An 11,993-nucleotide genomic window follows, 5' to 3' on the forward strand; every position below is an offset into this window, starting at 1 on the left:
TTATCGCGAGAAGCGCTTATAGCCCCCCGGCGTCGCGCTTGGTGTTCGGCGCCGGCGTGGACGGCGGCGTGCGGCCGTTGTTGGTTAGCCGCGACAGCGTCTCGGTACGCACCTGGAACGGCGGGTACGGCAGCGTGATGCCGTGCTCGCGGTAGCCCGCCAGGATCAGCTGGTGGATCTCATGGCGCAGCGGCATACGGTGGCCCATCTCGGCGGCGTAAATACGCATCTCGAAGATCTGAATGCCTTGCTGCAGATCGACCAGATAGACCTCCGGCGCCGGGTTATCCAGCACCAGCGCGCAGCGCTCGGCGGCGTTCATCAGGATCTTGGTCACTTCTTCGCTGTTGGCCTCGCCCGGCGCCGGTACGGTCAGCACCACACGGGTCAGGGTATCCGACAGCGACCAGTTGACGAACTGCTCGGTGATAAACGCTTTGTTCGGCACGATGATCTCTTTGCGGTCCCAGTCCGAGATGGTGGTGGCGCGGGTATTGATCTTGGTGACGGTGCCGGTCAGATTGCGGATCGTCACGGTGTCGCCGATGCGGATCGGTTTCTCGAACAGGATGATCAAGCCGGAGATGAAGTTGGAGAAGATCTCCTGCATGCCGAAGCCCAACCCCAGACTGAGCGCGGTAACCACCCACTGCAGTTTCGACCATTCGATGCCGATCCAGGCGAAGCTGAGCACCGCGCCGAACAGCAGCAGCAGGTACTTGGTGATGGTGGTGATGGCGTAGCCGGTGCCCGGGGACAGATCCAGGTGCTGCAGCACCGCCAGCTCCAGCAGCGCCGGCAGGTTGCGTACCAGCTGCATGGTGATGATCAACACCAGAATGGCGATCAGAACCGCGCCGAGGGTGATCGGATGGGCGGTTTCCACGCCGTTCACCGTCGAGGTTACGTCCCACAGCGAGATGTTTTCCAGGAAGGCGAACGCGGAGTGGATCTCCGACCACAGTACGATCACCGACACCAGCGCGATCAGCGTCAGGATCGAACGCACCAGCCGCAGCGACTGGGCGCTGATGGTGTCCAGATCGAAGTCCGAATCGTCCGGATCGATGGCGCCTTCGGTGCTGTTCGGGGTATGTGAAGTTTCGTCTTCGCCGCGGGCGCGCTGGGCCAGAATGTCGGCGCGGCGCTGCTTGGCGCGATCGAAGGCGATGCGCCGCCGCTGGATCAACATCCAACGGCGGATGATGTGGTAGACGACCAGCAGCAGGAACCAGATCGCCACCGAAGTTTCCAGACGCGCCAACAGCGCCTGCGCGGTGGTGAGGTAACCGACGGTCGAGGCCAGCGCCGCCAGCAGCGGCGCCGACAGCAGCAGCCCCCAGAAGGCGCTGTTGAGCATGTTGTCGCCGGAGCCGTTTTTATCCAGATACAGCGGAATGCCGGCGCGTTTCAGGCTGTGGGTGACCAGCGCCAGCGCCAGACACAGCAGGATGAAGCACAGCCGCCCCAGGGTGTTGGCGAACTCGCGTTCTTTCAGGCTATCGAAGGTGATCAGCGCCATGATCAGCGGCACGATCAGCCAGATCGACATCTTGTAGTAGCGCATGGCGCGCGAAACCTGCTTCGCCGGCCAGCGGAAGTGCACGATGAACAGCCCCTGCGGGTGGGCGAAGGCGGCGCAGATCATGCAGATCCACAGGATCGGCAGCGTGGCGGTTACCCCTTTGCCGATCGCTTCCGCCACCGGGTAGTTCCAGGCGCTTTGCAGGCCGTAACCGAGCGCGGCCCACAGCACCGGCAGCGGCATCGCCACCAGAATCGACCAGAACACGGTGCGCACCGTCAGGAAGAATTCGTCCTGCGTCACCTTGCCGACGCGGCTGCTCGCGCGCTCGAGGAAGGCGTGGTAGTGCTTGCGCGAGCTGATGCTGAAAATCACCAGCAGCAGGGCGCCGAAGATCGGGATCAGCGTTTCGCGGCTGGTCACCATCATCATGAAGGCGCCGCCGAGTTGAGACAGCGTGTCCAGCGACAGGACGCGCGTCAGATCGTGCGCCACGTTGAGCGGGTAGGAGAAGTTGATCGGATTGACGTCCGGCACCCAGAACAGATAGCGGTGGGTGGCATCGCGAATTTCGTTCAAGGCTTCGATCAGCTGGGTGTTGGCCACCTTCAGCTTGGTCAGCTCGAGGATTTGGGTGTCGCAACCGGACAGCAGCGAATTGAGCAGCTCGCGCTGGGTGCGCAGCTGGGCATCGACGATGCGTTGCTCCTGGTTGGTCAGCGCGCTGCCGTCGTCGCGTTTGAATTCGCGCTGCGACAGTTTTTCCAGCTGGTTTTCAAACTGCAGGCGCTGCACGCGCAGTTGGGCCATGTCGCCGTCCAGCTGTTGCGGCTTGGGCATTTCCGGCAGTGTCGCCACCTGGGCGCGCAGGGTTTCCCCCAGCGCCGACGACGAACCGAGCCACTGGGCCTGCTCGATGATGGTGCTCAGCGCCTGGCGCACCTGCAGCGTCTGCGCCGCCGCCTGCCGCTGCTGCGATGAAATCAGATCCATGCGCTGCGCCTGGCTGTTCAGCGCGGCGGACAGTTCGCGGTTGATCTGCAGCTGCTGGCTGATGCTTTTTGGCAAATCGCCGTTCTGCTCGGCTAACTGCTCGGTTTTTTCCAGCGCCAGCTCTGCTTCGCGTTGGCGTTGGGCATTGAGGTTATTGCGCAGCGCCTGCAGCTGAACGTCTATTTTCTCGTGGCGCTTTTTATAGACCTCGGCGCGCATGCGCGCCAGCTCCTGACGGTTGTTGGCCGACAGCTGCGCCAGCTCCAGCTCGTCCACTTTGGCTTTGCGCGCCGCGGCTTCGGTCTGCAGCAGGGCCAGGGCGGCCTGCGCATACGGCGTGGTCGGGTTGGCGGGCTGCGCCTGCAGGCGGCGCTGCACTTCCGTCAGCGCACGGCGGGCGTCGGTCTGCTGCTGCGGCAGCTGGCCGAGCGAATCGCTGATCTCCCGCGTGCGATCCTGTTCTTGCTGCAGCAGGCGCGCCTGTTCCAGCAGCAGGCTGCTGGTTTGCAGGATCTGCTGTTCCAGCTCGGCGGCCGGCAGATCGTCGCCGTTAGGCAGGATCTTGTTGCTTTCCAGCACCAGCTGACGGCGCAGCTCCTGCGTCATCTTCGGAAAATCGTCGATCACCCTCTGATACTGCTCGGAGCGAGTCTGCGACTCTTTGCGCTCCGTCAGCCAGTTGAGGGCGCTTTGCAGCGCCTCGGTGGTTTCCGCCTGATTCGGCGCGTTTTTGCTGCTTTCCGCCTGCTTCAGCTCCTGTTTGAGCTGGGTCTCGGTCGGCACGGGGGCGGCCAGCGCCGGTTGCCACAGCAGGCAACCGAGCAAAAGCGTGATGAAAAGGCGCACGGCGTCGATTCCTTTAGAGCGGGGTCTGTGGCGTTTCAGCGGCGGCCGGGATTTCGGCGAAGGCTTCACCCATGCGGGTGACGGTGCCGTTATGCAGCTGCGGCGCAAACTGCACGCTGCCTGCGGTAAACAGGTTGATCACCGTGGAGCCGAGTTTGAAACGGCCCATCTCGGCGCCTTTTTCCAGCGCGATGGCGCCTTCTTCGCCGGCGGCCGGGTAGGTCCAGCGCTTGATGATGCCTTCGCGCGGCGGCGTGACGGTGCCGGCCCAGACGGTTTCGATGCTGCCGACGATGGTGGCGCCGACCAGGATTTGCACCATCGGCCCAATGTCGGTGTCGAATACGCAGATCACGCGCTCGTTGCGCGCGAACAGATTAGGCACGTTGGCGGCGGTGAGCGGGTTGACCGAGAACAAATCGCCCGGCACATAGATCATTTCGCGCAGCACGCCGGCGCACGGCATGTGTACGCGGTGATAGTCGCGCGGCGCCAGATAGGTAGTGGCGAACAGGCCGTTGCGGAACGGCTCGGCCAACAGATAGTTGCCGGCCAGCAGCGCTTCGAGGCTGTAGTGGTGGCCTTTGGCCTGGAAGATTTGATCGTCGCGGATCGGGCCGAGCTGGCTGATGGCACCATCGGCAGGCAGCGCCAGCCAGTTGGCGTCGGCGACGATGGGGCGCGCGCCGTCGCGCAGCGGGCGCACGAAGAAATCGTTGAAGGTGGCGTAAGACGCCAGGTCCGGATTTTGCGCTTCCTGCATGTCCACGCGGTAGAAGCGGGCGAAGGTTTTGACCACCAGTTGGGTCAGCCAGCCGGCCCGTTTGTCGGCGCCCCAGCCCGCCAGGCGGGTCAGCGCCAGCTTCGGCAGCCAATATTGCAGTTTAATCTTGATGCTATCCAGCACGTTAACCTCGTGAATCAGGGTAAAGGGCGCGCATTGTAACGAGGGCTCCGCCGTCGTCAATGCTCGCTCGTCAGTGTCAGTCTGCGGCGTCCGTGAAGTTCTTGCGAACCTTCACCTGCGCCATGCTTTCCAGAATACGGTGATAGTTGTCGAACCGCTCTTGCGCGATATCGCCTTTCTCCATCGCCGCGCGAATGGCGCAGCCGGGATCGGTATCGTGGCGGCAGTCGCGGAATTTGCAACCGCCTAAATAATCACGGAATTCGACAAAGCCGCGGGTGATTTGTTCCGGCTCCAGGTGCCACAGGCCAAACTCGCGCACCCCCGGGGAGTCGATCACGTCGCCGCCGTGCTGGAAATGGTACAGCCGCGCGGCGGTGGTGGTATGTTGCCCGAGGCCCGAGACGTCGGAAACCTGATTTACCAGAATTTGCTCTTCAGACGGCGGCAGCAGCGCGTTCAGCAAGCTGGACTTGCCGACCCCGGACTGACCGGCGAAGATGCTGATGCGCCCGGCCAGCGCCTGTTCGAACTCCGCCATGCCTTCCCGCGTTTGGCTGGAGACTTCCAGCACCCGGTAGCCAATCTTGCGATAGATATCCATCATGCCGTCGACCAGCTTGCGCGCTTCGGCGTCCAGCAGGTCAATTTTGTTGAGCACGATCAGCGGCTCGACTTCGAGCGTTTCGCAGGCCACCAGATAACGGTCGATGATGTTCAGCGACAGCTCGGGCAGGATCGCCGACACGATGACTATCTGATTGATATTGGCGGCGATCGGCTTCACGCCGTCATAGAAGTCCGGGCGCGTCAGCACCGAGGTGCGTTCGTGCACCGCTTCCACAATGCCTTTTACCCCTTCATGGGCGCCCAGGCCGGGGCGCCACACCACGCGATCGCCGGTCACCAGCGAACGCAATGTGCGGCGGATGTTGCAGCGGTGCTGAGTGCCATCCGGCGCCTCAACGTCGGCGTGCATGCCGAAACGGCTGATGACGACGCCTTCCTGCGGCTCGCCCAGCTGGGAATCATCCGGTTCCGGTTTGTTATCGGCGCGCTTCAGACGGCGCTGATGGTTCGCCTGCACGCGGCGTTGCTGACCTTTGGACAGTTTGTTCTTACTCACTGCGCCTCACTTGAATCGGTTTTATACCTTTACGTATACGCACAGCCGCGGCGGGGGACTTGCCCCGGGCGCAGCCTTGAACCCGTCAGGGTATATGTCGCCCATGGCGACCAAAAAGACTATGATACACGCTATTTTATATTAAATAACCGTTGTTAGCCGCCGGCTGCGGCGCGTCGCCATCGGCGGCGGCCGTCGTCTCGTCCGCACAGCGTTTTTCTCTCGGCTTTTAGGCAGGAAACATCATGACAGCAAACGAAAATAACCTGATTTGGATCGATTTGGAGATGACCGGGCTGGATCCCGAGCGTGACCGCATTATCGAGATCGCCACGCTGGTCACCGACGCCAATCTGAACATCCTGGCGGAAGGGCCGGTGATCGCCGTGCACCAATCCGACGAGCAGCTGGCCTTGATGGACGAGTGGAACGTGCGCACCCATACCGGCAGCGGGCTGGTGGAGCGGGTGAAAGCCAGTCGGCAGGACGATCGCGCCGCCGAGCTGGAAACCATCGCCTTCCTGCAGCAATGGGTGCCGGCCGGTAAATCGCCGATCTGCGGCAACAGCGTGGGCCAGGATCGCCGTTTCCTGTTCCGCTACATGCCGGAGCTGGAGGCCTACTTCCATTACCGCTACCTGGACGTCAGCACGCTGAAAGAACTGGCGCGCCGTTGGAAGCCGGAAATTCTCGGCGGCTTTAAGAAGCAGGGCACCCATCAGGCGCTGGATGACATCCGCGAATCGGTGGCCGAACTGGCTTATTACCGCGAGCATTTCATTCAGCTTTAAGGCGATGGCGGCCTCTGCGGGGAAAAAACGCCGTTTTTAGCCGCTTAATTCGCCAATCTGGCGCTTTAATCGGCAATCAAACAAAAATCGCGTTTTTTTGCTTTCAGGGGCTTGCGACAAAAAGGATTTCTCGTATAATGCGCACCCCGTACCGATGAAGAATTTCGTAAAGTTCCACCATCGATACGCCGGGCGGGAATAGCTCAGTTGGTAGAGCACGACCTTGCCAAGGTCGGGGTCGCGAGTTCGAGTCTCGTTTCCCGCTCCAAATTCAACAATGTCGCGATGCGGCATGATGAATAAATAAAGCAGTATCAAGCAGTACCTATGCGACGCGGGAATAGCTCAGTTGGTAGAGCGCAACCTTGCCAAGGTTGAGGTCGCGAGTTCGAGCCTCGTTTCCCGCTCCAAAAATTCAAAGGTCACGCCAGTGTTTGGTGACCGGATGCCAAAAGCATCTCAATGCGGGAATAGCTCAGTTGGTAGAGCACGACCTTGCCAAGGTCGGGGTCGCGAGTTCGAGTCTCGTTTCCCGCTCCAATTTTCTCTTCGTTTCAAACTCAAATCCAACGCCTTCTCCGGCGCGGGTTTTTGTCCCGTTTTACACACCTGCTAAAAACGTTGTGAACAGAGTTATCCACAGCCTCTGTACATAAACCCGCCAGCCTGAAAAATCAACGTCATACAAATTAAATATTTATATATTTGATTTATAAGCTTATTTATTTATCCCAAAACGTTATGCCGATCACTTGCTCTTTTTGTTGCAGTTGAAAGACAACGTGTTTTTATTTTTATGCACAAATCCACAGAGTGAGATTTCGGGCGATACGCCCGCGCGGCGCACCCCGTCAGGCATCCCTTGGCAAACCTTTTTCCACAGCCCGTATCAACCGTTTTTTCTGCGCCGTTTGCACCTCGATGCCCTGTGCTTCACGGCGAGCGAGCTGTTGCGCCAGTGCCCAGTGGATATGTTCGTCCAGCATGGCGTCCTGGCCCAAACGCGTGCGCAGCGCGAGCACGATGCTGTCCTCATAAGGCGCATTGCCCAGCGCCACGGCGATATTGCGCAGCCAGCGCAGGTGACCGATGCGGCGTATCGCCGAGCCTTCGGTGATGCGCAGGAATTTTTCTTCCGTCCAACTGAACAGATCGATCAGCTGCGGCGCATGCAGCGCGGCACGCGGGCTGAAATCGTCTTCGTCGGTGAGTTGCGAAAATCGGTTCCACGGGCAGATCAGCTGGCAGTCGTCGCAGCCGTAGATACGGTTGCCGAGCAGCGGCCGGAATTCCTCCGGGATCGCGCCTTCCAGTTCGATGGTCAGATAGGAAATGCAGCGCCGGGCATCGACGGTGTAGGGCGCGACGATGGCCCCGGTCGGGCAAGTGGTGATGCAGGCGACGCAGCGGCCGCACTGCTCTTCCTGCGGCTGATCCACCGGCAGCGGCAGGTCGATCAGCAGTTCGCCGAGGAAAAACCAGGATCCGGCTTCGCGGTTAAGAATTAGTGAGTGTTTACCAACCCAGCCGATGCCCGCCTTGGCGGCCAGCGCGCGCTCCATGACCGGCGCCGAGTCGACAAAGGGGCGGAAATTCAGTTCGCCGCAGTAGGCCTGGATCTGATCGCCCAACTTTTTCAGGCGCTGACGCAACAGCTTGTGATAATCGCGCCCCAGCGCATAGCGGCTGACGTAGCCCAATTGCGGGTTCTGCAGGGTGCTGGCGAACGCCGCCTTGGCCGGCAGATAGTTCATGCGCACGCTGATCACCCGCAGCGTGCCTGGCAACAGCTCGTGAGGGCGTGCGCGCAGCATGCCGTGGCGCGCCATCCACTCCATCTCGCCGTGGTACTGTTTGTCGAGCCAGGCCTGCAGCTTCGGCTCTTCCAGGCTGAGATCGGTATCGCAGATGCCAACCTGCTGGAATCCTAGCGATTGCCCCCATTGCTTGATATGTTGGGCGAGTTGATGGAGATCGAGGGGGTGCGTCATGACGGGCCACAGTGAAAAAGCATACGCTGACAGTTTACCACACTCTATCTGGCCTGCGGATTGGATCCGTCGTTCGGAACCTGCGGCGGCGGCCTCGCTCGGTCTTTCTCTTTACGATTTAATGCTGCGCGCCGGTCAGGCGGCCTACGTACTGGCGCGCGACACTTATCCCTGCTGCAACCACTGGCTGGTGCTCTGTGGCCACGGCAACAACGGCGGCGACGGCTATGTGGTGGCGCGTTTGGCGAAGGCGGCGGGCGTGCAGGTGACGGTGATCGCCTGCGAAGGCGCACGCCCTTTGCCGCCGGAGGCCGCAGCGGCCCGCGAGGCCTGGCTGGCCGCCGGCGGCGATATTCTGCCGGCGAACAGCCGCTGGCCGGCGTCCGTCTCTCTTATTATCGACGGTCTGTTAGGCACCGGCCTGGGCAGCGCGCCGCGCGCGCCTTACGATGCGCTGATCGAGGCCGCCAACCGCCATTCGGCGCCGGTGGTGGCGCTCGATATTCCGTCCGGGCTGCTGGCGGAAAGCGGCGCGGCGCCGGGCGCGGTCGTGCGTGCCGCGCATACCGTCACGTTCATTGGCCTCAAGCCGGGTTTGCTGACCGGGCAGGCGCGCGACTGGGTCGGGCAACTTCATCAGAATACGCTAGGCTTATCGGATTGGTTGGCGAAGCAACCGGAACAGATTCAGCGGCTTACCGCCGAGGCGTTGCCGCGCTGGCTGCATCCGCGGCGCCCCTGCGCCCATAAGGGCGAGCATGGCCGTCTGCTGCTGGTGGGCGGCGACCGCGGATTCGGCGGTGCCATTCGCATGGCGGCGGAAGCGGCGCTGCGCAGCGGGGCTGGATTGGTGCGAGTGCTTACTCACATTGAGCACGTCGCGCCGCTGCTGGCGGCCAGGCCGGAGTTGATGGCGCAGGCGCTGGACGAGACGACCTTGCGGCAGGCGATGCAATGGGCGGACGTGCTGGTGATTGGCCCGGGGCTGGGCCAGGCTGAGTGGGGCAAAAACGCCTTGAACGTGCTGCAAACCAGCGATAAACCGGCCTTGTGGGACGCCGATGCGCTGAACTTGCTGGCATTAAATCCCGAGAAACGGCAGAATCGCGTGATGACTCCGCATCCCGGAGAGGCGGCGCGGCTGTTGAGCTGCAGCACTGCCGACATCGAGAGTGATCGCTTACTTGCCGTGCGTAACCTGACGGCGCGCTACGGCGGCGTGGCGGTGCTGAAAGGCGCCGGCACGCTGATCGCCGATGAGCAGGGCCAGATGGCGATCGCCGACGTCGGCAATGCCGGCATGGCCTCCGGCGGCATGGGCGATGTGCTGTCGGGCATCATCGGCGGTTTGCTGGCGCAAAAGCTCTCGCTGTATGATGCCGCCTGTGCGGGCTGCGTCGTACACGGCGCGGCCGGCGATCGCGTAGCGGAAAGACAAGGAACAAGAGGCATGTTGGCGACCGATTTACTGCCGGACATCCTTCATTTCGTTAACCCTGAGTGGGCAAAATAGACTTTATCGAATGAAAGAACTCGTTTTACCTCTGCCGGACGAGGCAGCGACTGTCGCTTTGGGCACCACTTTGGCCAAGGCCTGCGATCGCGCCAGCGTCATCTATCTCTACGGCGACCTGGGCGCCGGTAAAACCACCTTCAGCCGTGGCTTCCTGCAGGCGTTGGGGCATCAGGGCAATGTCAAAAGCCCGACCTACACGCTAGTGGAGCCCTATGCCTTGCAGCCCTTGGCGGTATATCACTTCGATCTGTATCGCCTGGCCGATCCGGAAGAGCTTGAATTTATGGGCATTCGCGATTACTTCGCGCAAGACGCCATCTGCCTGGTCGAATGGCCGCAGCAGGGCACCGGCGTGCTGCCGGAGCCGGATCTGGCGCTGCACCTCAGCTATCAGGGCGAGGGGCGAGAGGCGAAGATCGAGGCGATTTCTGCTTACGGCAGCCAGCTGTTAGACCGTATTCATGGATCACAGGGATGATGCTGCAATGACGCATGCGTTGAAAAAATTTGCGGTCATCATGCTGATCGCTGTGCTGGGGCCGCTCGGCGCGTTGAGCGCGCTGGCGGCGTCCTCGCTGTCCGATATCAAAGTGTCCAACGCCCAGCGCGAAGCGACGGTGTCGGTGAGCTTCAATGGCCCGCCGGACTACGCGTTTTTCCCGCTGCACGGCCCGGAGCGCGTGGTGCTGGACGTCAACCAGAAAGGCAAGGTCGGCGGGCTGCCGCTCAATTTCAGCGGCCAAAACCTGGTGAAAAGCATTCGCTCCAGCGCGCCGAAAGACGCTCAGAGCGTGCGCCTGGTGTTTGATCTGACTCAGCGCGCTAAAACCCGCGTCTCCACCCGCCAGAACGGCGGCGTGCACACCGTGGTATTCACCCTTACGGCCGAAGGCGGCGTCAATACCGTGGCGCGTAAAGCGCCGGTCCAAACGCCTGCGCCGGTCGCCGTCAGCCAACCGCCGCGTCAGGCGCCGGTCGCGGTGCGTGAAGCGCCGGAGCCGCCGCTGCGCAAAGCGCCGACGGGATCGAATCCCTTTACCAATAAACAGAGCGTTGTCGCGGGCACCGCCACTGAGGTGACGCCGCGCAGCAGCCGCGTTTCCGCCGGTTCCGGCGATCGGGTGGTGGTGGCTATCGACGCCGGCCACGGCGGCCAGGATCCGGGCGCCATCGGCCCGAGCGGGTTGAAGGAGAAGAATGTCACCATCGCCATCGCGCGCCGCCTGCAGGCGATGCTGGACGCCGATCCGCAGTTCAAGCCGGTGCTGACACGTAACGGCGACTATTTTATTTCGGTGATGGGGCGTTCCGACGTTGCGCGTAAACAGGGCGCCAACGTGCTGGTCTCCATCCACGCCGACGCCGCGCCAAACCGCAGTGCCAGCGGGGCTTCCGTCTGGGTGCTGTCCAATCGCCGCGCCAACAGCGAAATGGCCGGTTGGCTCGAACAGCATGAGAAGCAGTCCGAGCTGCTCGGCGGCGCCGGCGACTTGCTGGCCAACAGCCAGGCCGATCCTTATCTGAGCCAGGCGGTGCTGGATCTGCAATTCGGCCACTCGCAGCGCGTTGGCTACGATGTGGCGGTGAAGGTGCTGCAGCAGCTGCAGAGCGTCGGATCGTTGCATAAACGCCGGCCGGAACACGCCAGCCTGGGCGTGCTGCGTTCGCCGGATATTCCATCGCTGCTGGTGGAAACAGGATTTATCAGTAATAGCACGGAGGAGCGGCTGCTGGGCAGTAGCGCGTATCAGGAGAAGATTGCCAAGGCCATTCATAACGGCCTGCGCAGCTACTTCCTGGCGCATCCGCTGCAAGCCGACCCAAAGGTGGAAAACCGACCGCTGGACGTCGCAGCGGCGGTTAACACCTCAACACCAGACGTGCGCCAGCCTGAGCCTATCGTTAGCTCGGCCGGCGCGAGCCGCAGCGTAAGCGGCAAGACCCAGATCCACGTGGTGAAACGGGCGGAGACGCTGTCCGGCATCGCCGACAGCTACGGCACGACCATGGCGGCGCTGCGGGATCTGAACAAACTGAAGAAAGACGGCGTGTGGGTCGGGCAACGCCTGAAGGTGCCGGCGGGGAAAACCGCCGCCGTCACCGCCGTCGCCAAAGCGAAAACGCCGGCGAAGAAGCCGTCTAAACATAAAGTGGCCCGCGGGGACACGCTGTCCTCCATCGCTTCTCGCTACGGGGTCAGCGTCGGCGATTTGAAACGGGTCAATAATCTGAAGTCGGACGTCGCGCCGCTGGATCGGACGCTGACCATTCCGCAGGCCTAGCGCCACCGCTACAGGA

General features: G+C 62.0%; 8 protein-coding genes and 3 tRNA genes. 7 read left to right on the forward strand and 4 right to left on the reverse strand.

Annotated elements, in window-relative coordinates; genetic code table 11:
- Positions 1-16: 16 nt before the first annotated feature.
- The 3 genes from mscM to rsgA all read right to left on the reverse strand — a co-directional run bounded on the left by mscM (position 17) and on the right by rsgA (position 5,397).
- A complete protein-coding gene (gene mscM / locus EDY99_RS23040) occupies positions 17-3,364 on the reverse strand; it encodes a miniconductance mechanosensitive channel MscM (protein WP_033641615.1) in 3,348 nt (1,115 codons plus the stop codon).
- Positions 3,365-3,377: 13 nt separating this feature from the next.
- Positions 3,378-4,271: an archaetidylserine decarboxylase gene (gene asd, locus EDY99_RS23045; protein ID WP_033641616.1), complete on the reverse strand. Its 894-nt coding sequence runs from the start codon at positions 4,269-4,271 to the stop codon at positions 3,378-3,380.
- Between the two features lie 76 nt (positions 4,272-4,347).
- On the reverse strand, positions 4,348-5,397 hold the full coding sequence (rsgA, locus tag EDY99_RS23050; protein WP_033641617.1) for a small ribosomal subunit biogenesis GTPase RsgA: 1,050 nt from the start codon (positions 5,395-5,397) through the stop codon (positions 4,348-4,350).
- 245 nt (positions 5,398-5,642) lie between these two features.
- On the opposite strand from rsgA, the gene orn reads away from it, so the two are divergent.
- From orn to EDY99_RS23070, 4 genes are all read left to right on the forward strand, one after another.
- Positions 5,643-6,188 (forward strand): oligoribonuclease, encoded by a 546-nt coding sequence (orn, locus tag EDY99_RS23055; protein WP_033641618.1) that lies wholly within the window; start codon positions 5,643-5,645, stop codon positions 6,186-6,188.
- 192 nt (positions 6,189-6,380) lie between these two features.
- Positions 6,381-6,456: transfer RNA gene (locus tag EDY99_RS23060), tRNA-Gly, on the forward strand.
- A 66-nt stretch (positions 6,457-6,522) separates the two neighbouring features.
- A tRNA-Gly gene (locus EDY99_RS23065) sits at positions 6,523-6,598 on the forward strand.
- Between the two features lie 54 nt (positions 6,599-6,652).
- Positions 6,653-6,728 (forward strand) — tRNA-Gly (locus EDY99_RS23070).
- 311 nt (positions 6,729-7,039) lie between these two features.
- Here the strand turns inward: EDY99_RS23070 and queG are convergent.
- Positions 7,040-8,179 (reverse strand): tRNA epoxyqueuosine(34) reductase QueG, encoded by a 1,140-nt coding sequence (gene queG / locus EDY99_RS23075; protein WP_046688096.1) that lies wholly within the window; start codon positions 8,177-8,179, stop codon positions 7,040-7,042.
- Between queG and nnr the strand changes: the two genes are divergently transcribed.
- Genes nnr through amiB form a run of 3 tightly spaced genes read left to right on the forward strand, consistent with a single transcriptional unit; the run spans position 8,178 to position 11,977 of the window.
- Positions 8,178-9,692 carry a bifunctional ADP-dependent NAD(P)H-hydrate dehydratase/NAD(P)H-hydrate epimerase gene (gene nnr / locus EDY99_RS23080; RefSeq protein ID WP_047572999.1) on the forward strand — a complete coding sequence of 505 codons (1,515 nt, stop codon included), beginning with the start codon at positions 8,178-8,180 and terminating at the stop codon, positions 9,690-9,692. The genes queG and nnr overlap by 2 nt on opposite strands.
- A gap of 10 nt (positions 9,693-9,702) precedes the next feature.
- The gene (tsaE, locus tag EDY99_RS23085; RefSeq protein ID WP_025305017.1) at positions 9,703-10,173 is read left to right on the forward strand and encodes a tRNA (adenosine(37)-N6)-threonylcarbamoyltransferase complex ATPase subunit type 1 TsaE; all 471 of its coding nucleotides are present in this window, start codon (positions 9,703-9,705) and stop codon (positions 10,171-10,173) included.
- 7 nt (positions 10,174-10,180) lie between these two features.
- Positions 10,181-11,977 carry an N-acetylmuramoyl-L-alanine amidase AmiB gene (gene amiB / locus EDY99_RS23090; protein WP_123062087.1) on the forward strand — a complete coding sequence of 599 codons (1,797 nt, stop codon included), beginning with the start codon at positions 10,181-10,183 and terminating at the stop codon, positions 11,975-11,977.
- Positions 11,978-11,993: the final 16 nt, after the last annotated feature.

The sequence above is a fragment of the Serratia sp. LS-1 genome, from assembly GCF_003719595.1.
Lineage (GTDB): Bacteria > Pseudomonadota > Gammaproteobacteria > Enterobacterales > Enterobacteriaceae > Serratia > Serratia ureilytica.